At 71.6% G+C, this 22,257-nt stretch carries 15 protein-coding genes; 8 read left to right on the top strand and 7 right to left on the bottom strand.

Annotated features, from left to right (window positions below):
• On the bottom strand, window positions 1–1,146 hold a 1,146-nt coding region (locus VGK78_RS04145), incomplete at its 3' end, for a CHAP domain-containing protein (RefSeq protein ID WP_331526117.1).
• A gap of 109 nt (window positions 1,147–1,255) precedes the next feature.
• Here VGK78_RS04145 and VGK78_RS04140 point away from each other — a divergent pair.
• Window positions 1,256–2,362, top strand: coding sequence for a GuaB3 family IMP dehydrogenase-related protein (locus VGK78_RS04140; protein ID WP_331526115.1), 1,107 nt, complete (start codon window positions 1,256–1,258; stop codon window positions 2,360–2,362).
• A 174-nt stretch (window positions 2,363–2,536) separates the two neighbouring features.
• Window positions 2,537–2,893: a response regulator transcription factor gene (locus VGK78_RS20315; RefSeq protein WP_414690628.1), complete on the top strand. Its 357-nt coding sequence runs from the start codon at window positions 2,537–2,539 to the stop codon at window positions 2,891–2,893.
• Between the two features lie 51 nt (window positions 2,894–2,944).
• On the opposite strand, the gene VGK78_RS04130 is transcribed toward VGK78_RS20315, so the two are convergent.
• The 4 genes from VGK78_RS04130 to VGK78_RS04115 form a co-directional block, all read right to left on the bottom strand.
• Window positions 2,945–4,720, bottom strand: coding sequence for an ABC transporter ATP-binding protein (locus tag VGK78_RS04130; RefSeq protein ID WP_331526114.1), 1,776 nt, complete (start codon window positions 4,718–4,720; stop codon window positions 2,945–2,947).
• Window positions 4,717–6,522, bottom strand: coding sequence for an ABC transporter ATP-binding protein (locus VGK78_RS04125; protein ID WP_331526113.1), 1,806 nt, complete (start codon window positions 6,520–6,522; stop codon window positions 4,717–4,719). Before VGK78_RS04125 ends, VGK78_RS04130 begins: the two co-directional genes overlap by 4 nt.
• 63 nt (window positions 6,523–6,585) lie before the next feature.
• Window positions 6,586–7,869 carry a phosphotransferase gene (locus VGK78_RS04120; protein WP_331526112.1) on the bottom strand — a complete coding sequence of 428 codons (1,284 nt, stop codon included), beginning with the start codon at window positions 7,867–7,869 and terminating at the stop codon, window positions 6,586–6,588.
• 27 nt (window positions 7,870–7,896) lie between these two features.
• On the bottom strand, window positions 7,897–9,159 hold the full coding sequence (locus VGK78_RS04115) for a CapA family protein (RefSeq protein WP_331526110.1): 1,263 nt from the start codon (window positions 9,157–9,159) through the stop codon (window positions 7,897–7,899).
• A gap of 33 nt (window positions 9,160–9,192) precedes the next feature.
• Between VGK78_RS04115 and VGK78_RS04110 the strand changes: the two genes are divergently transcribed.
• On the top strand, window positions 9,193–10,953 hold the full coding sequence (locus VGK78_RS04110) for a glycerol-3-phosphate dehydrogenase/oxidase (protein WP_414690627.1): 1,761 nt from the start codon (window positions 9,193–9,195) through the stop codon (window positions 10,951–10,953).
• Between the two features lie 61 nt (window positions 10,954–11,014).
• Here the strand turns inward: VGK78_RS04110 and VGK78_RS04105 are convergent, their stop codons facing one another.
• Window positions 11,015–12,124 carry an alkaline phosphatase family protein gene (locus tag VGK78_RS04105; protein WP_331526109.1) on the bottom strand — a complete coding sequence of 370 codons (1,110 nt, stop codon included), beginning with the start codon at window positions 12,122–12,124 and terminating at the stop codon, window positions 11,015–11,017.
• Window positions 12,125–12,273: 149 nt separating this feature from the next.
• Between VGK78_RS04105 and VGK78_RS04100 the strand changes: the two genes are divergently transcribed.
• The 5 genes from VGK78_RS04100 (at window position 12,274) to VGK78_RS04080 (ending at window position 20,218) form a co-directional block, all read left to right on the top strand.
• Window positions 12,274–13,890: a succinic semialdehyde dehydrogenase gene (locus VGK78_RS04100; protein ID WP_331526108.1), complete on the top strand. Its 1,617-nt coding sequence runs from the start codon at window positions 12,274–12,276 to the stop codon at window positions 13,888–13,890.
• Window positions 13,887–15,614 carry a GMC family oxidoreductase gene (locus VGK78_RS04095; RefSeq protein WP_331526107.1) on the top strand — a complete coding sequence of 576 codons (1,728 nt, stop codon included), beginning with the start codon at window positions 13,887–13,889 and terminating at the stop codon, window positions 15,612–15,614. The genes VGK78_RS04100 and VGK78_RS04095 overlap by 4 nt, the downstream gene beginning before the upstream one ends.
• A gap of 566 nt (window positions 15,615–16,180) precedes the next feature.
• Complete coding sequence (gene guaA, locus VGK78_RS04090) at window positions 16,181–17,746, top strand: glutamine-hydrolyzing GMP synthase (RefSeq protein WP_331526106.1); 1,566 nt, start codon at window positions 16,181–16,183, stop codon at window positions 17,744–17,746.
• Complete coding sequence (locus tag VGK78_RS04085) at window positions 17,743–18,774, top strand: nitronate monooxygenase (RefSeq protein WP_331526104.1); 1,032 nt, start codon at window positions 17,743–17,745, stop codon at window positions 18,772–18,774. The genes guaA and VGK78_RS04085 overlap by 4 nt, the downstream gene beginning before the upstream one ends.
• Before the next feature lie 43 nt (window positions 18,775–18,817).
• Window positions 18,818–20,218 (top strand): cytochrome P450, encoded by a 1,401-nt coding sequence (locus tag VGK78_RS04080; protein ID WP_331526103.1) that lies wholly within the window; start codon window positions 18,818–18,820, stop codon window positions 20,216–20,218.
• On the opposite strand, the gene VGK78_RS04075 is transcribed toward VGK78_RS04080, so the two are convergent.
• Complete coding sequence (locus tag VGK78_RS04075; RefSeq protein WP_331526102.1) at window positions 20,115–22,241, bottom strand: MMPL family transporter; 2,127 nt, start codon at window positions 22,239–22,241, stop codon at window positions 20,115–20,117. The genes VGK78_RS04080 and VGK78_RS04075 overlap by 104 nt on opposite strands.
• Between the last annotated feature and the right edge of the window lie 16 nt (window positions 22,242–22,257).

Genomic DNA, 22,257 nt, shown 5'->3' with positions numbered 1-22,257 from the left:
GGCCATGCCCATCCGGTGCGGCCGGGTCCACCGGTCGGCCAGGGCGCCGCGGGTGTGCCGCTCCAGGAGCGAGCCGGATGCCGTGACCGCGAAGATCCGCACACGTCCCTGACCGTCGGCCACCAGCGCAGGCGACGCCGTCGTCGCACTGGCGAGCACGGGTCGCGGGTGGGAGAGGAACGCCGAGCCGGGTGCGGTGTGCGCCGCCAGCACGCGACCACCCGCGCCGACCCCGGCGACCCAGACCCGTCCCTGGGCGTCGGTCAGGACCGACGGCGCGGCGTCGGCGGACCACAGGCCGGACCTGCCGAGCCGCGAGACACGACCGGACGGCCGGTGCACCATCAGGTCCCCGGCGTCGGAGACGCGGGCCGACCAGGTGCCCTCGTGGGCGTCGGCGGTGGCGACCCCGGCCCGCGACGAACCGAGGTACGGCGCGGGGGCGAGGTCGGCGAGATGGAGATAGGTGAAGTCGGACGTCGGCACGGTACGGACGTCGTACCCGCCGGCGACGGCCATGTTGTACTCCTCGACGGTGACCGTGCCGTCGCCCACCGCCGAGACCCAGGCGACGTGGCCGACGCGGCCGGCGTCCGTCTGGGCGACCGCGCCGACAGCCGGCACGTCGTCGACCAGGTACCCGAGGTCGGCGGCCGCCTCGTCCCAGTGCGCCGCGTTGCCCCAGTGGACCCCGCCGAAGTGGTTCTCGAAGACGGCCAGCCCGTTGGTCATCCGCAGCCGCCACGCGACGAAGCTCGTGCAGTTGCGGAGCGCGAAGCCCCAGGGGTCGCCGTAGCTCCCGTTGTAGAACCAGATGTGCTTGGCGCACACACGAGGCGGCGGCGGTGTCGGGGGCTGGTCCGGTGACGCAGGTGCCGCCGGCTGGTGCGGACCCGGCTTCTGCACGTGTCCGTGGGGACCGGCCTGGCCGTGTCCGGGCTTGTCGGCGCCGGGCTTGTCCGGGGACCCGGGCGTCTTCGGCGGCAGCGGCACGAGCGGGCACACGCCCAGACCGGCGTAGGGGTAGTCGTCACCGTCGGCGTACGACGGGCTGGGCAGGACGCCCAGCAGCGTGACGGCCAGGCCGGCCAGGACCATCCCCCCGATGATCCGGCGGCCGTGCCGCCCTCCTCGGGGGTGTGGCATGACTGACTCCGTGACTCGCGTGTGCGGTCGACGGTGACATGACATGGCGCCGGTGTCCGGAGAACTCCCGAAGATGGGACCTAAGGACTAGTCCGCCTAACCTGAGCACGTGATCGACATCGAGATCGGGCGCGCCAAGCGCGGGCGCCGGGCCTACTCCTTCGACGACATCGCGATCGTCCCGAGCCGACGGACCCGCGACCCGGAGGAGGTCAGCACCGCCTGGCAGATCGACGCCTACCGGTTCGAGCTCCCGATCGTCGCCGCACCGATGGACTCAGTGATGTCACCCGAGACCGCGATCGCCCTCGGCCGGCACGGCGGCCTGGGCGTGCTGAACCTCGAGGGCCTGTGGACCCGGTACGACGACCCCACCGACGTCCTGGTGGAGATCGCCACCCTCGACTCGGCGACCGCCGTCCGCCGGATGCAGGAGATGTACGCCGTGCCGGTCAAGGCCGAGCTGATCACCGAACGGCTGAAGCAGATGCGCGAGTCCGGGGTGACCGTGGCCGCCTCGTTGAGCCCGCAGCGGACCAAGGAGTTCGCCAAGACCGTGGTCGACGCCGGGGTCGACATGTTCGTCATCCGGGGCACCACGGTCAGTGCCGAGCACGTCAGCGGGCAGGCGGAGCCGCTGAACCTCAAGGAGTTCATCTACGAGCTCGACGTCCCGGTCATCGTCGGCGGCTGCGCGACGTACCAGGCCGCTCTGCACCTGATGCGCACGGGTGCCGCCGGGGTGCTCGTGGGCTTCGGCGGCGGTGCCGCCCACACCACGCGGACGGTGCTCGGCGTCTCGGTCCCGATGGCGAGCGCGGTGGCCGACGTCGCCGGGGCGCGCCGCGACTACATGGACGAGTCGGGTGGGCGCTACGTGCACGTCATCGCCGACGGGTCGATCGGGAAGAGCGGCGACATCGCCAAGGCGATCGCGTGTGGCGCCGACGCGGTGATGATCGGCTCGCCGTTCGCCCGGGCCAGCGACGCGCCGGGCCGCGGATTCCACTGGGGTGCGGAGGCCCACCACGCCGAGCTGCCCCGTGGCGAGCGCGTCGAGATCGGGTCGGTCGGCACCCTCGCGGAGATCCTGTTCGGGCCGTCCCGGGTGGCCGACGGGACGATGAACCTGGTCGGGGCGCTGCGGCGGGCGATGGCGACGACCGGCTACACCGAGCTCAAGGAGTTCCAGCGGATCGAGGTCGTCGTCTCCTGAGGCCGGTCGCGGTCGGGTAAAAAGATCGCCAGCCGATGTACGTCGTACGAACTTCTACCCTCCTGGGGGTTGTGTCGGACGCGAATCTGGCCGACCCTGCGTGCAGCATGTTCCTGTGTCCTTCCGGGGGGACGGCTCATCACGTGCGCAGTGGTCAAGCAGGGGGGAGAGACCATGACGATTGCCGCCGTGCCCGGATCGGTCGAGGACCGGTGGGGGCGCCGTACACCACTCACGCTGCACCTCGACCACCTGGCGATCGAGGGGCTGATGACGGCCCTGGGACGCCGGGCCGACGGCTCAGGTCCTCGGGCGCTGCCCGACGAGCTCAGACGGCTCACCGACCGTGAGCTGACCGTGCTGCGGGCGATGGCCACGGGGGCCACCAACGCGGAGATCGCGGCCGAGCTGTTCCTGTCGGTCGCCACGGTCAAGACGCACGTGGCACGCGTGCTCGCCAAGCTCGGCCTCCGCGACCGGGTCCAGGCCGTGGTGTTCGCCTACGAGTCACGACTCGTGATCCCCAGCTGAACCGAGCGGAATCGGCGGCTGACTCAGGCCGCCGCTTCCGCGCGAATTCAACTATGCGTACCCCCTGGCCTGGAGGGCGTACAGCTGGGCGTAGCTGCCGTCCGCGGCCATCAGCTCCGCATGGCTGCCGACCTCGGTGACGCGTCCGTCGGCGAGTACGACGACGAGGTCGGCGGCGGCGACTGTCGAGAAGCGATGGGTCACCAGCACGGTGACCGCACCGTGCCGGCCGGCCCGGCGGGCGGCGTCGGCGTACCCCTCGAAGAGGGCGTGCTCGGTGGCGGCGTCGAGAGCGGACGTGGGCTCGTCGAGCACCAGCAGCAGCGGGTCGCCACGCATCATGCCGCGAGCGATCGCGAGCCGCTGCCACTGGCCGCCGGAGAGCTCGGTGCCGTCGTCCCAGCTGGAGCCGAGCTGGGTGGCGAGGGCACTCGGGAGGGCGACGAGGACGTCGGTGGCCGCGGCGTCCTCCAGGGCCCGGAGGGCTCGTTCGTCGCTGTGCAGGGCCGGCAGGTCGCCGGTGGTGACGGTCTCGCGCGCGACCAGCTCGAGGTGGACGTGGTCCTGGAAGGCTCCGGCGCAGCGTCCGCGCCAGGCCTCTCCGTCGAGGCCGGCCAGGTCGAGCCCATCGACGAGGACCCGCCCGGTCGTCGGCCGGTAGAGGCCGGTGAGCAGTTTGACCAGGGTCGACTTGCCAGCGCCGTTCTCGCCGACGATCGCGACGACGGAGCCGGCCGGCAGGTCCAGATCGACGTCGGAGAGCGACGGCGTCTCCTGGCCCGGATAGGTGAATCCCAGGCCGCGCAGCGAGATCCCGTGGGTGAGCCGCTCGGGCGGCGTCCCGGTGCCGCCCTCGGCGAGGGCGGCGGCGACGCCGTCCTCCAGCGCGCGGTAGCGGCCGACCGTCCGGGTCACCTGGGCGAGCTGGGAGAAGGCGAACCGGATCGAGGTGACGACCTGCCCGAGCTGGCCGATCACGAGCACCGACGTGGCGACCGCACCCACGGGCACCCGCCCGTCGGCGGCGTCGCGCACGATCCAGGTCAGCACCGCACAGGCGGAGACGAGGTAGAACAGCCCGCAACCGGTGGCGGCGACGTTCTTGGCGACGTCGGACCGGATGTGAGGTGCACGCCAGGCCGCGCCGGCGCTGCGCAGGCGCCCGGCGATCACGGCTCGGGCGCCGAGCACGCGGAGCTCGGAGGCGGAGTCGGGCTCGGTGGCGAGGCCGACGAGGTGCTGGGTGAGCCGAGCCGGCTCGGCGCCCTCGTCCTCGGCGCGCCGGTCCCAGCGCACGATCCAGCGGCCGACCAGGATGCTCGGAAGGGACGCGGGCAGCAGCAGGAGCAGCCGGCTGTCGGCGCCGATCGCGACGACCAGCGTCACCAGCGGGAACACGAGGTTGCGGATGGAGTTGACCACGCTGTTGTAGGCGCCGCCCAGGGCTCCCTGCCGCTCACGCACGATCTGGGCCTGGTCGCGGAACGCCGGGGACTCGAGGTGGTCGAGCGTCGGCACCGCCGCCATCAGCTCGGCGACCCGGCGGTCGAACTCGTGGCCGACGCTCTCGTTGAGCCGCAGCCGGGCCTCGACGCCGATCGTGGTGAACACCGGGACGACGCCGTACCCGACCGCCGCCAGCACGGTGCCCGCGACCAGGGCGGCCTCCGAGCGGGTCACCACGCCGGTCACCATCAGCCCGAACGCCAACGGCAGCAGGTTGCTCAGGATGCTGCCGAGCACCTCCAGGAAGGCCAGCAGTGCAGCGGTGCGATCGAGCCGGTACGCCGCGACCAGCGGCATCCAGAGGTTGCGCAGGAAGGTCACGACACCGCACCGCCCGCCATCGCGAACCGCTCGGCCTGCAGCCCGAACATCCGCGCATAGCCGCCACCGGCCGCCACCAGGTCGTCGTGCGTCCCGTCCTCGACGATCCGGCCGCCGTCCAGCACCACGATGCGCTCGGCGTGCCGGACGCTGGACAGCCGGTGGCTGACCAGGATCGTGGTCAGGCCGCGGGTCACGGTCAGGAAGTTGTCGAACAGCTGGGCCTCGGCCCGGACGTCGAGCGCGGCGGTGGGCTCGTCGAGCACGAGGACCCCGGCGCCGGCGTCGATCGCGGCCAGGGCTCGGGCCAGGGCGACCCGCTGCCACTGCCCGCCGGACAGGTCGGTGCCGCCGGCGTACTCCGCGCTGAGCACCCGGTCCCAGCCACCGACGCGGGCCAGCACCGGGTCGCCGGTCGCGTCGTGGAGGGCTCGGGGCACCACCGCAGAGACGTCGTCCGGGCGGTGGTCGCCGAGCATCGCCATGCCGACGTTCTCCTGGAGGGTGAGGTGGTAGCGCACGAAGTCCTGGAAGATCACCGCCACCCGGCGGCGCAGGTGGTCGTCCGTCCCGGGGTCGCCGCCGTCCACCAGCACGCTGCCGGCGCCGGGCCGGTACAGGCCGCAGAGCAGCTTGATCAGGGTGGACTTGCCGGCGCCGTTGGCCCCCACGACCGCCACGCTGGTGCCCGGCTCGATCTCGAGGGTCAGGCCGTCGAACGTCGGTTCCGGGCGCCCTGGGTAGCTGAATCGCAGGTCGCGGAACGCCACCGCGCTCGCCGTCCCGGTCGGGCGCGTCGGCGCGGCCGCGTCCCGCGGTTCGGGCAGCCGGGCCTCGAGGTCCTCGAGGTCGAGCAGCAGCGTCTGCTGCCGGATGACCATCGTCTGCATGTCGCCGAGCATCCCGAGCCCCTCGACCTGGGTGAGTGCCAGCGCGGACGCGAGCAGGGTCGCCGTGCCGATCTCACCGGTCCACACCCCGTGCGCGAGGGCCGCCAGGGCCACGACGTACGCCGCGAGGATGGCCAGGTTGGCGACCTTGATCGGGCGCTGCTTGATGCGTCGTCCGGTCCACAGGTCGGTCATCGCACGCTGCCAGGTCTCGGTGAACCGCTCGAGCCCGAACGAGGTCAGCCCGAACAAACGCACCTCCTTGGCGTTGTCCTGCTCGATCAGCAGGCGGCGGTACCAACGGGCCCGCCGGCGTCGCCGGTCGCGGAAGATGTCCTCGAAGATCTGCTGGGAGTACGCCGACCAGGTGAGGTTCAGCGCCAGCGTGGCCACCAGCACCAGGAACGCGACCCACCACGACCACGCGGCGAGCACGACCAGCGCGGCCACGCCCCAGAGCCGGTAGTACAGGACGTCCCACGAGCTCTGGACACCCAGGAAGTACTGCTGGTTGATCTCCTCCACCGAGCCGTCGATCGCCTGCCGGACGTTCGGGTCCTCCAGGTGCTCGATGCCGTGCGGACGGGACGCAAGCGCGGACACTCGCTCGAGGAGCAGCGGGGTCGCCCGGCCCTGCTCGACCACGCCGACGATGTCGCAGAGCGCCGTGCAGACCGGCTGCAGGACCAGGCAGGCCAGGGTGAGCACCAGCCAGCCGGTCTCGAGGTGGTGGTGGACGAGCCCGGCGACCAGGCGTCCTGACCCGACCATGACGCCGACGGCCGCGACGGCCTGGGCCAGGGCGCCGACGGTCCCGAGGACGGTGAGGGAGGGCGAGCAGGCCCAGAGCAGTCGCACCAGCAGGACCTGGCCGCGCAGCACCCGCCGGACCCGAGCACCCGTGATCGCCATGATCAGCACTCTGACATCAAATTGATGTCGTTGCAATGTCTGTGCGGTGTCAGCCCGGTGTCGTTACGCCGTCTTCCTGACGTCAAGCAGGGCGAGAATGCCCTGGACGCCGCTGTCCACGACGTCGGCCCCCCCGGGCCCCAGGCCCCACATCGCCTCGTACCACGGACTCAGCCGGTGCCAGTCCAGGGCGCGCCCGAGCTCGTCGTCGGTCACGCCGTACGACGTGGCGACGGCCTCCGCGAACCGCTCGGGCGTGCCGTACAGCGGCCAGGCCAGGTCGACCGCGGGATCGGCCACCCGGGCGTCCTTCCAGTCCAGGACGCCGACCAGGCGGCCCTCGGACCAGGTCACGTGGTGCGCGGCGAGGTCGCCGTGCACCAGCGTCGCCGGCGTGCGCAGGGCAATCCGACGGAGCAGCGCGCGGCCCGGCTCCTGCTGGTCGGCAGGCAGCAGCGGGACGACGCGATGGAGCATCCGCTCCAGGGTGGCCAGCAGCTCCGCGCGTGCGGCCGTCGCCTCCGGGATGCCCGACTCGACGTAGATGTTGGCCGGCATGTCGTGCAGCGCCCGCAGGAACTCACCCAGCCGCTTGCCGTCGTCACGGGTGAGCGGAGCCGCGGTCGCGAGCTCACCGGTGACCAGGCGGTGGCGGACCCGCAGCGGCGACTCGTCCAGGACGATCGGGACCGGGACCTCCAGCGGGAGCAGCGGTGCGAGTCGCGGCATCAGCCGGACCTCGTTGCGCAGCTGCACCTCGGCGTCGGCGAACCGTGGCGCCCGGTCGAGCCAGCGTCCCTCGACCTCGATCGCCCACGTGTCCCAGCCCTCGTGCGGCTCCCCGCGCTCGGCCACGCGGGCCCGGAGCCAGTCGCCGAACAGGGCCCGGGAGTCGGGCATGAACAGCACCTCCGGGTCGCCCATCCGCTCGAGCAGCCGCTCGATGCTGAGCCACGCGCCGTACGCGACCTCCTCGGGCTGCGGCGTGATCGGGCCGTCCCAGGTCGTCAGGTAGCGGAACGCGTGGTACGACGTGTGCATGTCCGCGTAGTCGGACTCGCCGAGCGACTCGAGCTCGCTGGTGACCCCGAGCTCCTCGGCCAGCTCGCGTCGCGCGGCCACCAACGGGTCCTCCCCGGCCAGCACGACGCCGCCGGCGGTGAAGTCCCAGTACGCCGGGTAGACGTCCTTGGTCGGCGTGCGGCGGTGGACGTAGACGCGACCGTAGGGGTCGCGGACGATGACGCCCGTCGCGGCGTGCCGGAGGTTCTGGGCGCGCATCACGGAACGAGGGGCGCTCCCGTCGGGCCGACCCCCGTCGTCGTACAGGGCGACGACCTCGTCCACGGGTCTATGAAACCCCAGAAGGGCGGCTCAGTTCTCCCGAAGTCCAGGAGTCGTGTCGCCGTGGCGGTTCAGCCCGTCGACCGCAAGCCGGGTCATCCGGAGCGCCTCGAGCAGCCGTGCGCGGTCGCCCGCGCCGTGCGCGAGCGCCGCTCGGACCGGCTGGATCCGGATCGGATGACCGGGGGAGTAGGTGTTCCACACCATCGGGATGTACGCCGCACGGGTCACCGCGAAGCCGTGTCGCGACTCGGTGAACGTGAAGCGCACGCCGATGCCCTCGTAGGCCCGGGGGTACGTCGGGTCGCTCTGCCCGACCAGGTTGCCCATGCCGTAGACGACCCATTTCCCGTTCACCTTCGTGATCGGCTGCACGACGTGGGCGTGCTCGGCGAACACCAGGTCGACCGCCGGACTCGCCATGAGACGGCGTACCAGCGCGACCTGCCGGGCGTTGGGGAGGCGGGAGTACTCGTCGCCGCCGTGGTACTGCACGAGCACGATGTCGGCCCCGGCCGCCTTGGCCGCACGCGCCTGCGCGATCAGGTTGTCGGCGTCCCACATCGAGACCGCCCACTGCTGGTCGGGCGAGAGCGAGAACCCGTTCAGCGAGTAGGTGCCGCCGACGAGTCCGACCCGGACCCCTTCCGGGGAGGTGAGGATGACCGGGTCGGCCCGCTCGGCCCGGGTGCGGAACGTGCCGACGTGGCGGACGCCGGCCTTCTCCAGCAGGGTCGCGGTGCGCACGAGCCCGGCGTACCCCTGGTCGATGCTGTGGTTGGAGTCGGTGGTGCACGCGTCCCAGCCCATCGAGGCGATCCACGGGGCGATCTCGGGCGGGGCGGCGAAGACGGGGTAGTTGGACAGGTGCTGGTCGTCCGCGGCGAACGGAACCTCCTCGTGGCAGATCGCCAGGTCCGCGTGCTGCACGATCGGCTTCACCGCCGCGAACATCGGGTCGAAGTCGAACCGCTGCCGCTCGCCGCGCCGTACGGCGTCCGCATGCGCGCTCTGCCACACGGTGTTGTGCCAGAGCAGGTCCCCACTCATCAGCACGGTGACCTGCCGGTGCTGGTCGGGCTTCTCCCCGCCGTGGACGTCTGTGGACGGGTCCTCGGTGGGGGCGGCGACCGACGGGGATGCCGGGGCGGGCGGCGCCGGCGAAGACGTGGGCGTGACCTCGATCGCGGACCGGACCCGGTCGTTGTGCTGCTGCGGCCGCGCGACCACGGTCGCGGCCAGGGTGAGCACCAGCAACACGCCGACCACGCCGATCCGAGCGAGTGTGCGCACCAGTCCTCCGGTCGGGTTGAGAGGATCGTGCCCGTGGCGGTCCAGTCGAGTGCTCAGTCAAGTGCGCTGAGTCCGGAGGCGCGCGCAGGCGCGCTGACGGTACTCGCCGCGACCGACGGGGACGATACGCTCGACGTTCTCGTCGTGGGTGGGGGAGTCGTGGGCGCCGGGGTCACGCTCGATGCGGTGTCGCGCGGGCTGACCGTCGGTCTGCTGGAGCAGCGCGACCTCGCCAGCGGCACGTCGTCCCGGTCGAGCAAGCTGGTGCACGGCGGGCTGCGCTACCTGGAGATGTTCGACTTCGGGCTGGTCCGCGAGGCGCTCGAGGAGCGCGGTCTGCTGCTCACCCGGCTGGCGCCGCACCTGGTCCGGCCGGTGCCGTTCCTCTACCCGCTGCACCGCACCGTCGAGAGGCCGTACGTCGGTGCCGGGCTCGCCCTGTACGACGTGCTGGCCATGGCCGGGCGGTACGAGATGGGGCTGCCCAAGCACAAGCACCTGTTCCGTCGGCAGGTGGCCCGGATCGCCCCCGACTTGCGCGCCGACGAGCTCACCGGCGCCGTCCGGTACTACGACTGCCAGGTCGACGACGCCCGCCTGGTCGTCACTCTCGCCCGGACCGCCGCGCACCACGGCGCCCTGGTCGCGACCCGCACCCGGGTGACCGGCTTCCTCCGCGAGGAGAAGCGGGTCGTCGGCGTGCGGGCCACGGATCTCGAGTCTGGCCGGGAGCTCGAGATACGCGCGAGGGTCGTGGTCAACGCCGCGGGCGTCTGGACCGACGACGTCGAGCAACTGCTGGGCGGACCTCCGTCACTGGACGTCGAGGCCAGCAAGGGGATCCACCTGGTCGTGCCGCGCGACCGCATCCGCTCGGAGTGCGGCTTCATCACCAAGACCGAGAAGTCGGTGCTGTTCGTGATCCCGTGGGGACGCCACTGGATCATCGGCACCACGGACACGGCGTGGGACCTCGACCTCGCTCACCCGGCGGCGTCGCGCACGGACATCGACTACCTGCTCGGCCACGTCAACAAGCTGCTCAGGGTGCCGCTCGACCACGACGACGTCGAAGGGGTGTACGCAGGGCTGCGGCCACTGCTCGCCGGCAAGCCCGGGCGCGGCGTCGGGTCGGGGGGTGAGGGCGAGGTCGGCAGCACCACCAAGGTCTCCCGCGAGCACACGGTCGTCAGCCCGGTACCGGGTCTGGTGCTGATCGCCGGGGGCAAGCTCACGACGTACCGGGTGATGGCGCGGGACGCCGTCGACCTCGCCGTCCGTGGCTGGGCCGACGTCGCGCCGTCCCACACCGAGCGCGTGCCGCTGCTCGGCGCCGACCTCTTCCTCACCCGCACCAACCAGCGGGTCGCGCTGAGCAGGCGGTCGGGCCTCGAGGTCGGCCGGATCGACCACCTGCTCGGGCGGTACGGCGGGCTGGTCGACGAGGTGCTCGCCCTTGTCGCCGCGCGCCCCGAGCTGGCCGAGCCGCTGCCCGGCGCCGAGGACTACCTCTGCGCCGAGATCGTCTACGCGGTGACCCACGAGGGCGCCCGCCACCTCGACGACGTCCTCGCCCGGCGTACCCGGATCTCCATCGAGACCTTCGACCGCGGCACCGTCGCCGTCACCGCCGCCGCGGACCTGATGGCCGCCGAGCTCGACTGGGACCACGCCCGCCGCGACGACGAGGTCGACCACTACCTGCGCCGGGTCGAGGCCGAGCGTCAGTCGCAGGAGAAGCTCACCGACCAGGAGGCCGACGAGGCCCGCGTCAGCGCACCGGACATCGTCTGAACCTGCGCTGAACGCGGTCGCGTCCGGCGGGCCCGGACCCGCCGGACGCGACCGCCTCAGCTCAGTGACCCTGGATCAGCGGCCACATCCCGACCACGCCCCCAGCGGTGTCACCCGCGTGGCCGAGGTAGGGAAGGTGCCAGTTCTGCTCGATCGTGGTGAGCATCGAGTAGTGGTTGTACGGCGTGTGGCCCACGTAGCCGCGCGGGCCGCTCGCGCTGACCACGATCGCCGGGATCAGGCCGCCGCCGTAGGTACCGCCGGTCCAGCCGGGGACCCGGGGGTCGGCGTTCCCGACGTACGGGCTGTCGCAGCACCCTTCTGCGCTCTCCCAGCCGTCGGTCTCGGGATTGCCGGTGAAGTCGTTCTCATCGGTCACGATGAAGATCGCCGAGCGCTTGGTCCAGGCCTTCGAGCTCATGATCGTGTCCACCGCCGCCTCCACGAAGTGGTCGGCCTTCTGCTTCAGGGCGGCGTCGTTCGCGTCGTCCTTGGTCGAGCCGTATGGGCACGGGGTCTCGGGGTGGTCGGGGACCGCGACGTACACGCCACCGTGCATGTCGTGGCACTGGTTGGGAGAGATCCAGACGAACTGCGGTGCGTCCGGGCTGTTGAGGTCGGTGCCGAGCTGGCTGTAGTCCTTGACCTTCGCCATCTCGGCCGGGTCGTTCTTGATGCCGTCGAAGAGCACGAACGGGTTGTGCTTCTTGGCATACAGGGCGGTGTTGTCCGGCCACTGGCGAGCGAGCTTGTCGGCCGGCAGGTCCTCCATGTAGGCGCCCCAGCGGATGTGCGCCGCGGTCAGCTGCTCGGCGAGGTTCGGACGGTCGAAGTTCACGACGTTCTGGTCGTTGTCGTCCTGGATGCCGTAGTTGTCGCCCGCGATGCTCGCGATGTAGTTCGGCATCGACGGGTGCGTGACGCCGTAGTAGTTGTCGGCCATCGAGTAGGTGTGCGCCAGCTCCGTCATGTACGGCGCATTCACGTCGTCGATGACGCTGGACTGCGAGTGGTTCTCCAGCATGATCACGAAGATGTGATCGAGCGCCGGCCCGTGCCGGTTCGACGCCTGTGCGGCATGACCGTCGGCAGCGGACGCGTTCGTGGCCAGGCCGGCCGCGGTCAGGGCGATCGCCCCGGCCACAACCCCCAGCTTCAACCGGATGCCCATGTGTGCTCCTCCCGGAATCGTCGAGTACGGGCCCCGGTCGGGGCCAGGGCTGAGTCAACCCGTCCCGGCGCCGAGGCGGAAGAGGCGGAGACTGTCCGAATGGTTACTCGGGGGTAGCCGGGGCCCAGGGGTCGACATACTCTCGGTACATGAGTGACCGGCATCCGTCCTCCGGGCCCGTCCTGGAGGGCCCGCACGACCCCGAGCACGACCCGACCGCGTCGTACGCCCTCGACCGCGGCTACGTCTGGAACCTCACCCGGCGGCTGGTCGCGACCTCCGGGAGGACCCAGGAGGTGCGGTCGCCGATCGGTGACCAACCGCTCGCGCACCTGCCGCAGTCCAGCGAGGAGGACGTCGAGGAGGCGTTCCGGCGTGCCCGACGGGCGCAGGAGGCCTGGGCGCGTACGCCGCTCGACGTCCGCGCGGCCGCACTGCCACGGCTGCACGACCTGGTGCTCGACCACCAGCGGGAGATCATCGACACGATCTGCCTGGAGTCCGGCAAGGCCCGAAAGCACGCGTTCGACGAGCCGCTGCACATCGCGCTCACGGCTCGCTACTACGGCCGCACGGCCCACCAGCACCTCGACTCCCGCCGGGTCCGCGGCGCGATCCCGGTGCTCACGCGGGTCGACGTCAACCGGGCGCCCAAGGGCGTGGTCGGCGTGATCTCGCCGTGGAACTACCCGTTCACGATGGCGTTGTGCGACGGCCTCCCCGCGCTGCTCGCCGGCAACGCCGTGGTCGCCAAGCCCGACGCCCAGACCATGCTGTCGGCGCTGCTGGCGGCGAAGCTGCTCGAGGAGGCCGGCTTCCCGCCCGACCTCTGGCAGGTCGTCGCCGGGCCCGGCCCGGAGATCGGGCCGGAGATCGTACGGCGAGCCGACTACGTGTGCTTCACCGGCTCGACGGCGACGGGGAGACTGATCGCGAAGGGCTGCGCCGAGCGACTGATCGGCTGCTCGCTCGAGCTCGGCGGCAAGAACCCGATCCTGGTCCTGCGCGACGCCGACGTCGAGAAGGCCGCGGAGGGTGCGGTCCGCGCGGCGTTCTCCAACGCCGGGCAGCTCTGCGTCTCGATGGAGCGGCTGTACGTCGCCGACCAGGTCTACGACCGGTTCCTGGAGCGGTTCGTCGCGCGCACCGAGGCGATGACCCTGGGCGCCACCCTCGACTGGGGCAACGACATGGGATCCCTGATCAGTCGGCGCCAGCTCGAGACCGTCACCGCCCACGTCGACGACGCGGTCGCGAAGGGTGCCCGGGTGGTGACCGGCGGCCGCGCGCGGCCGGACCTCGGGCCGTTCTTCTACGAGCCGACGATCCTCGAGGGCGTCACGCCGGCGATGACCTGCTTCGGCAACGAGACCTTCGGGCCGGTGGTCTCGGCGTACCGCTTCCACGACGAGGCCGAGGCGATCGCGCGCGCGAACGACGGGGAGTACGGCCTGAACGGGTCGATCTACAGCCGGGACGGCGCGCGTGCGCGCGCCGTCGCCCGGCGCATCCGGTGCGGCACCGTGAACATCAACGAGGCGTTCGCCGCGTCGTTCGGCAGCATCGAGGCACCGATGGGCGGCATGCGGTCCTCCGGGCTGGGGCGACGGCAGGGGAGCGAGGGCGTGCTGCGGTTCACCGATGCGCAGTCGGTGGCGACGCAACGGGTGATGCGGTTCGCCCCGTCGTACGGGCTCTCCGACGAGGGTTACGCCAAGGTGATGACGGCCGCGCTGCGCGTGATGAACAAGTTCCACCGAGCATGACGACTCACGGCAGGCCCGACTACGACGTCCTCGTCGTCGGGTCGGGGTTCGGCGGCTCGGTCGCCGCGCTCCGGCTCACCGAGAAGGGCTACCGGGTCGGCGTGCTCGAGGCGGGCGCGCGGTTCGAGGACGACGACTTCGCGGCGACGTCGTTCGACACCAGGCGATTCCTGTTCCGTCCCGAGATCGGCTGCTACGGCATCCAGCGCATCGATGCGCTGAAGGACTGCCTGATCCTGTCCGGCGCGGGGGTCGGTGGCGGCTCGCTGGTCTACGCGAACACGCTCTACGAGCCGCTCGAGCAGTTCTACGACGACCCGTCGTGGAAGGAGATCACCGACTGGCGCGCCGAGCTCACGCCGTACTTCGACCAGGCCAAGCGGATGCTCGGCGTCGCGGAGTACCCGCGGACGACGCCGTCGGACGAGGTGATGAAGGAGGTGGCCGACGATCTCGGCGTCGGCGAGACCTTCCACCCGACTCCGGTCGGCGTGTTCTTCGGCGGCCCGGGCCAGGAGCCGTCCGACACCGTCGCCGACCCCTACTTCGGCGGCGCCGGCCCCGACCGCAACCCGTGCCGGCACTGCGGCGAGTGCATGACCGGCTGCCGGCACAACGCCAAGAACACGCTGGTCAAGAACTACCTCTACCTCGCCGAGCGGAACGGCGCGCGGGTGCTGCCGCTGACGACGGTCACCCGGATCGTGCCGCGCTCCGAGGCTGCGGGGGGCGGATACGACGTCCACGTGCGGTTCACCAAGGCCAAGCTCAGCCGCCCGGGGTCGACCCGGGTGCTGACCGCCGACCAGGTCGTGCTCGCGGCGTCCGCGCTCGGCACCCAGCGGCTGCTGCACCGGATGAAGGACGAGGGCCACCTGCCCGGCCTCTCCGACCGCCTCGGGCACCTCTCGCGGACCAACTCCGAGTCGATCCTCGGCGCCATCGCGCCGGACTCGACGGTCGACTACACCCAGGGCGTCGCGATCACGTCGTCGTTCCACCCCGACGAGCACACGCACATCGAGCCGGTCCGCTACGGCAAGGGCAGCAACGCGATGTCGTTGCTGCAGACGGTGCTCACCGACGGCGACCTCGGACCCCGCTGGCGCACCTGGCTGAAGGAGCTGTGGGCGCAGAAGGCGCACGTGCTCGACCTCTACGACATGCGGCACTGGTCGGAGCGGACCGTGATCGCGCTGGTGATGCAGAGCCGCGACAACTCGATCACCGTGTTCACCAAGGCGGGCCGCTTCGGCCGTCGCGTCCTGACGTCGAGACAGGGCCACGGCGAGCCGAACCCGACCTGGATCCCGGTCGCCAACCAGGCAGCCCGCCGGATGGCCGAGATCATGGGTGGTACGCCGGGCGGCTCGATCGGGGAGCCGTTCAACATGCCGCTCACCGCCCACTTCATCGGCGGCTGCACGATCGGCGACTCACCCGACACCGGCGTCGTCGACGCCTACCAGCGCGTGTACGGGCATCCCGGCCTCCACGTCGCCGACGGGTCGGCCATCTCGGCCAACCTCGGCGTGAACCCGTCGCTCACGATCACCGCCCAGGCGGAGCGGGCGATGGCCCTCTGGCCCAACCGGGGCGAGACCGACCCGCGGCCCGCGCTCGGCACGCCGTACCAGCGGATCGCACCGGTCGCCCCCGCCCACCCGGCGGTCCCGGAGTCGGCACCGGCCGCGCTCCGGCTGCCGATCGTCGCGGTCTCCTGACACTCCCGTCGGTACGCAGAGCCGGCGGGCGTCTTCATTGCGTCCTGATACCGAATGGACCGAGGGAAGCCGGGGTACGGAATCGGTGTGGCCCTCCTGGGCCGCCCTTACCGGACGACGACTCGGGGCCGCCCAGGCAACGGGCTTTGGCGATGCCCCGGGATACCCGAGACCCGGGGCATCGTCGATCGCGTCGGCCGAAACACCTCGCGCCCCGAGGCGACACCCAAGCGGGTGTACTGGCAGCCGGGGCGGGGTTCGTAGTCTTTGGCCCTCTGGCATGCTCAGAGAGCGTGTCCCCGTGGGTGCGGCGCCAACACACCACGGGGGCTCGTGCCGTTTCGACGGTGACGGTTGTTGTGCGTCGCTCGCGTAACCCGGGGTGGGAGGCGTCGTTGAGCCGACGGGTTCCGCCGTCGAACTCCCTCCCTTGGCGGACCCCATGTCCGTCGCCGCGCGCGCGGCTCACGGACCCAGAGCCCGGCCTCGCTCCCTGACCGGCCGGGCTCTGGCGTGTTCGCGGCCCGGAGCCCGGCCGGGCACGCACCCGCGGATAGGCTGCGGTCATGTCGGAGCACGACACCCACGACCTGGTCCTCGTCGTCGACTTCGGTGCGCAGTACGCCCAGCTGATCGCCCGGCGGGTGCGCGAGGCGCGGGTCTACTCCGAGATCGTGCCGCACACGATGCCCGTCGCGGAGATGCTCGAGCGCCGGCCTGCTGCGCTGATCCTGTCAGGGGGGCCGTCGTCGGTGTACGCCGCGGAGGCGCCGGGCATCGACGACTCGGTGTTCACCTCCGGGGTCCCGGTGTTCGGCATGTGCTACGGCTTCCAGCTGATGGCCCAGGGGCTGGGCGGCGCCGTGTCCCCCACAGGCGCGCGCGAGTACGGCCGTACGCCGGTCAAGGTCGACCGTCCCGGCACGTTGCTCGCCGACGTCCCGCCCGACCACTACGTCTGGATGTCCCACGGCGACTCGGTGATCGCCGCACCGCCGGGCTTCGACGTGCTGGCCTCGACGCGGGTCACGCCGGTCGCGGCCTTCGAGGACACCGACCGCCGGCTGGCCGGCGTCCAGTGGCACCCGGAGGTGCTGCACACCGAGCACGGACAGCAGGTGCTCGAGCACTTCCTGCACCAGATCGCGGGCTGCCGCCCGACCTGGACGATGGTCAACATCGTCGACGAGCAGGTCGCCCGCATCCGCGAGCAGATCGGCAAGGGCCGCGCGATCTGCGCGCTCTCCGGCGGTGTCGACTCCGCCGTCGCCGCCGCGATCGTGCAGCGGGCCATCGGGGACCGCCTCACCTGCGTCTACGTCGACCACGGGATGATGCGCGCGGGAGAGACCGAGCAGGTACGCCGTGACTTCGAGGCCGTGTTCGACACCCTCGACGTGGTCGACGCCGAAGACCAGTTCCTCGGGGCGCTGGAGGGCATCCACGACCCCGAGGAGAAGCGGAAGATCATCGGCCGGGAGTTCATCCGGACCTTCGAAGCCGCAGAGACCCGGGTCTTCGGCGATGTGGGCGCCGGCGGCACGGCGTACCTCGTCCAGGGCACGCTCTACCCCGACGTCGTCGAGTCCGGCGGGGGAGCCGGCACCTCGAACATCAAGTCCCACCACAACGTCGGCGGCCTGCCCGACGACCTGCAGTTCGAGCTGGTCGAGCCGCTGCGGACGCTCTTCAAGGACGAGGTGCGCCAGGTCGGCGAGCAGCTCGGGCTCCCGCCGACGATGGTCTGGCGGCAGCCGTTCCCCGGGCCGGGCCTCGGCATCCGGATCATCGGCGAGGTCACCCGCGAGCGCCTCGACGTCCTGCGCGCGGCCGACCTGATCGCCCGCGAGGAGCTCACCGCCGCCGGTCTCGACCGCGACATCTGGCAGTTCCCCGTGGTGCTCCTCGCCGACGTCCGCTCCGTCGGCGTGCAGGGCGACGGCCGCACCTACGGCCACCCGGTCGTCCTGCGGCCGGTCACCTCGGAGGACGCCATGACCGCCGACTGGGCGCGCCTCCCGTTCGACCTCCTGGAGAAGATCTCCACCCGCATCACCAACGAGGTCGCCGAGGTCAACCGGGTCACCCTCGACATCACCTCGAAGCCCCCCGGCACCATCGAGTGGGAGTGAGCTGGCTCAAGGCGCTCGGCGCGACCAGCCCCGTGGTGGCCGCGCCCATGGCAGGGGGGCCCACGACGCCGGAGCTGGTGCTGGCGGCGGCCGGGGCCGGGTCTCTCGGGTTCGTGGCCGGTGGCTATCTCACCGCTGACGCGCTGGCCGACCAGCTCGCTCGGGTGAGCACCGACACCGATCTGTACGGCGTCAACCTCTTCGCGCCCAACCCGGTGCCGGTCGACCGGGCTGCGTACACGGCGTACCGCGAGCTGATCCGCGCCGAGGCAGAGCGGTACGACGTGGAGCTACCGGCCGCGCCGGTCGAGGACGACGACGGCTGGCGCGACAAGGTCGACCTGCTGCTCGAGCATCCCGTGCCGGTCGTGTCGTTCACGTTCGGCATCCCCGACGCCCGCTCGCTGTCGGCGCTGCGCGGCGTCGGGAGCCTGCTCGTCCAGACGGTCACCTCCGAAGACGAGGCGCGGCAGGCCGACGCGGCCGGCGTCGACGCGCTGGCCGTCCAGGCCGGTGCGGCCGGCGGGCACTCGGGCACGCTGACCCCCGACCGCATTCAGCCCGACCGGTCGCTGACGGACCTCGTGCTCGAGATCGGGACCGTGACGGAGCTGCCGATGCTGGCGGCCGGCGGCATCGCCTCCTCCGACGACGTGGCGGCCGTGCTCGCGGCCGGGGCGGCGGCAGTCGTGGTCGGCACCACGCTCCTGCTCTCCGACGAGAGCGGCGCCTCGTCCGTCCATCGCACCGGGCTCCGCGACCACGACCGCGAGACCGTCGTGATGCGGGCCTGGACCGGACGACCGGCACGCGGGCTCCGCAACGCCTTCTCCGATGCGTACGACGCCTCCGCGCCCACCGGCTACCCGGCCTTGCACCACCTCACCCGACCGATCCGCCGGGCCGCGGCCGCCGCGAGCGACCCGGAGCGGGTCAACCTCTGGGCGGGCACCGGCTTCCGCGCGGCGCGCGAGGCGCCCACCGCCGAGATCCTGACCGGTCTCGCCGAAGTGTCCCCGGAGTGGTGAGCCTCTCAGCGTTCTCACGGCCACCACCCGTACCCTAAGGGCCGTGCCGCTGCTGGAAGCCGTGAAGGGAGTCGTCCGCCGCCGCCTCGTGGCGCGGGCCGGCGGCATCGACCTGACGCAGATCCACCGGGTGCCCGACCGGCTGACCTGGCCCCTCGACCGGGAGCTGGCCGACCCCCATCGGCGGGTCGGCGAGCTGCGGGCGAAGGACCCCGTCTCGAAGCTGATCACCTTCCTCGGCATGGAGGTCTGGCTGGTCACCGGTGACGCCGAGGCGCGCGAGGTGCTCGGCGACCTCACGTCGTACTCCACGGACGTGCGGCCCTACTACGGCAGGTCCGGCGCCGAGAACGGCGACATCGGCGGGCTCGGCTTCACCGACCCGCCCGAGCACACGAGGCTGCGCAAGCTGCTCACGCCCGAGTTCACGATGCGTCGGCTGGCCCGGCTCAAGCCCGCGATCGACCGGATCATCGAGCAGCAGCTGGACGAGACCGAGCGGGTCGCCGCCGAGAACGACGGTGTCGTCGACCTGGTGAAGACCTTCGCCTTCCCGATCCCGTTCCTGGTGATCTGCGAGCTGCTCGGGCTGCGCGACGAGGACCGCGAGACGTTCCGCAAGCTGGGCTCGGCCCGCTTCGACGTGAGCAACGGCGGCGGCGCGATCATGGGCGCGGTCGGTGCGTCCCGGGAGTTCCTCTTCGCCGAGTGCGAGCGCCAGCGGACCGATCCCGGGCCGGGGCTGATCGGCCAGATCATCCGCGAGCACGGCGACGAGATCAACGACTTCGACCTCGGTGGTCTCGCCGACGGCGCGTTCACCGGAGGCCTCGAGACCTCGGCCTCCATGCTGGCGCTCGGCACCATCGTCCTGCTCGGACGCCCTGAGCTGTACGCCGGCATGGCCGACGACCCGACGTCGGTGACGCCGACCGTCGAGGAGCTGCTGCGGCACCTGTCGGTCGTGCAGGTCGCGTTCCCGCGGTTCACCAGGCAGGAGGTGACCGTCGGGGGGCACCGGATCCGCAAGGAGTCCTGCGTGATGGTGCACCTGCCCGCCGCCGACCGCGACCCGCGCGCCTACCCCGCGGGCGACCTGCTCGACCCGTCGCGGGCGACGTCGTCACACCTGGCCTTCGGCTACGGCTTCCACCGCTGCGTCGGCGCGGAGCTCGCCCGCATGGAGCTGCGCACGGCGTACCCCGCTCTCGCCCGGCGCTTCCCCGACCTCGCCCTCGCGGTGCCGGCCGAGGAGCTCGCCTACCACGCCACGTCGATCGTGTACGGCGTGGAGTCGGTGCCGGTCCGCCTCCACGGCTCACCGCCACCGACCCGCAGGATCAATCGAGGGCCTCGACCTGCTCGGCCGCCTCGACCGGCGTCGGCTCGCCGCCGCGGTCGAGCTTGCTCGGCCACCAGATCTTGCTGCCGACGTCGAGGTTGATCGCGGTGACCAGCACCGACCGCACGATCATCGTGTCGAGCAGCACGCCCAGCGCCACGGCGAACCCGATCTCCGCGAACGCCACGAGCGGCAGCGTGGCCAGCACCGAGAACGTCGCCGCCAGGACCAGGCCGGCCGAGGTGATCACCCCACCCGTCGCGCCCAGCGCGATCAGCGAGGCCCGTCTCGTGCCGTGCTGAGGCGTCTCCTCGCGCACCCGGGTCATCAGGAAGATGTTGTAGTCGATGCCCAGAGCCACCAGGAAGACGAACACGAACAACGGCAGCGAGGCATCGGCCCCCGCGAAGCCGAACACGTGCCGGAAGACCAGCGAGCTCAGTCCGAGCGACGCTCCGAAGGACAGCACGACGGTCGCGACCAGCAGCAGCGGCGACAACAGCGCGCGGAGCAGCACCATCAGCACGATCGCCACCACGACCAGCACCAGCGGGATGATCACCTTGTCGTCCCGCAACGACGCCTTCTCGATGTCGGCGCTGATCGCAGACCCGCCGCCGACCAGTGCGTCGGCCCCGCTCACCTGATGCACCTGGGCGCGTACGTCGTCGACGACCGCGAAGGCGGCCTTCGACGTCGGGTCGGACTGCAGCGGAGCCTGGATCAGCGCGACGTCGCCCTTGACGATCGGTGGCGAGGGCTGGCCGATCCCCTTGACGCCCTGCAGCGCCTGCTCGACCGCCTGGGCCCGGTCGGCGTTCGCCACGATCTGGATCGGTGACGACGTGTCGGCCAGCCCGTGGTCGACCAGCGTCTGCTGGCCGGTCACCGAGTCGAAGTCCTTGGTGTAGGCGTCCTTCGTGGCAAGTCCGTGCGCGTTGAGCTGCAGGAAGCCGAGGCTGCACACCGCCAGCACCAGCGCGGTGCCGACCCAGACCGTCCGCGGCCGCGGAGCGATCCGCGCGCCCATCCGCGCCCAGAAGCCGGAGGCGCTGGGCTCCAGGGTGTCGTACGTCGGGCGCCGCGGCCAGAAGATCCACCGGCCGAAGATCACCAGCAGCGCCGGCAGCAGTGTGATCATCACCAGCAGGCCGACGCCGATCCCGATCGCCGCCACCGGACCCAGCCCGGCCGTGGAGTTCATCTCGGCCACGACCAGGCAGAGCATGCCCAGCACCACCGTGAGGGCGCTCGCGATGATCGCCGGTGTCGCCCGGTGGAGCGCGAAGGCCATCGCCTCGTGACGGTCCTCGTGGCGATGCAGCTCCTCGCGATATCGGGCCACGAGCAGCAGCGCGTAGTCGGTGCCGGCGCCGAACACCAGCACGGTCAGGATGCCCGCGCTCTGACCGTTGACCGTGAGGTCGGCGTTCTTCGCAAGGAGGTAGATCACTCCCTGCGCGCAGGCGAGCGCCACGCCGGCGGAGATCACCGGCAGCAGCCAGAGCAGCGGGCTGCGGTAAGTCAGCAACAGGATCACGACGACCACGAGGATCGTGCTGTAGAGCAGCTTCCCGTCGATGCCGGCGAACGCCGCGGCGGAGTCCGCCGCCTGGCCGCCCGGACCGGCGACGTAGACGGTGGCGCCGTCGAGGCCGGCGATCTTCTCGATCTTGTCCTTGACGTCGGGAAGCTTGTTCCAGCCGTCCTTCCCGAAGTTGAAGGTCACCATCCCCTGGGCGACCTGGCCGTCCTTCGAGACCTGCACGAGCTGGCTGGGCTGCGTCACCGAGCCGTCGCGCGCCTTCGCCGGAACGGCGCCGTCGAGCTTCTGGACCTCGTCGAGCTGTTGGCCGATCGTCGTCAGGTCGGCCCTGGTCAGTCCCGACTTCTTCTCGTACACCAGGACGGTCGGGATGTCGTTCTGGTCCTGGAACGGCGCCAGCTTGTCGAGCGCCTTGGTCGACTCAGCACTGCCCGGCAGCCAGGACGAGGCCTGGTTGTCCTGGACGTCCGCCAGCTTGCCGGCGACCGACCCGGCCGCCATCACCACGATCACCCAGACACCCAGCACGACCCACTTCGTGACGCGTCCGGTCAGTTTCCCCGCTATCTGTCTATGCATACGAGGAGTCCAGCAG

This window comes from Nocardioides sp. (assembly GCF_036503465.1).
Classification (GTDB): domain Bacteria; phylum Actinomycetota; class Actinomycetes; order Propionibacteriales; family Nocardioidaceae; genus Nocardioides.
This window is presented reverse-complemented; position numbering and strand designations above follow the sequence as displayed.

Excerpts from the sequence above, each read along its gene's own strand:
- VGK78_RS20315 (WP_414690628.1), top strand. The coding sequence starts at position 2,537 with ATGACGATTGCCGCCGTGCCCGGATCGGTCGAGGACCGGTGGGGGCGC.
- VGK78_RS04125 (WP_331526113.1), bottom strand. The coding sequence starts at position 6,522 with ATGGCGATCACGGGTGCTCGGGTCCGGCGGGTGCTGCGCGGCCAGGTC.
- VGK78_RS04105 (WP_331526109.1), bottom strand. The coding sequence starts at position 12,124 with ATGGGCATCCGGTTGAAGCTGGGGGTTGTGGCCGGGGCGATCGCCCTG.
- VGK78_RS04100 (WP_331526108.1), top strand. The coding sequence starts at position 12,274 with ATGAGTGACCGGCATCCGTCCTCCGGGCCCGTCCTGGAGGGCCCGCAC.
- VGK78_RS04095 (WP_331526107.1), top strand. The coding sequence starts at position 13,887 with ATGACGACTCACGGCAGGCCCGACTACGACGTCCTCGTCGTCGGGTCG.
- guaA (WP_331526106.1), top strand. The coding sequence starts at position 16,181 with ATGTCGGAGCACGACACCCACGACCTGGTCCTCGTCGTCGACTTCGGT.
- VGK78_RS04075 (WP_331526102.1), bottom strand. The coding sequence starts at position 22,241 with ATGCATAGACAGATAGCGGGGAAACTGACCGGACGCGTCACGAAGTGG.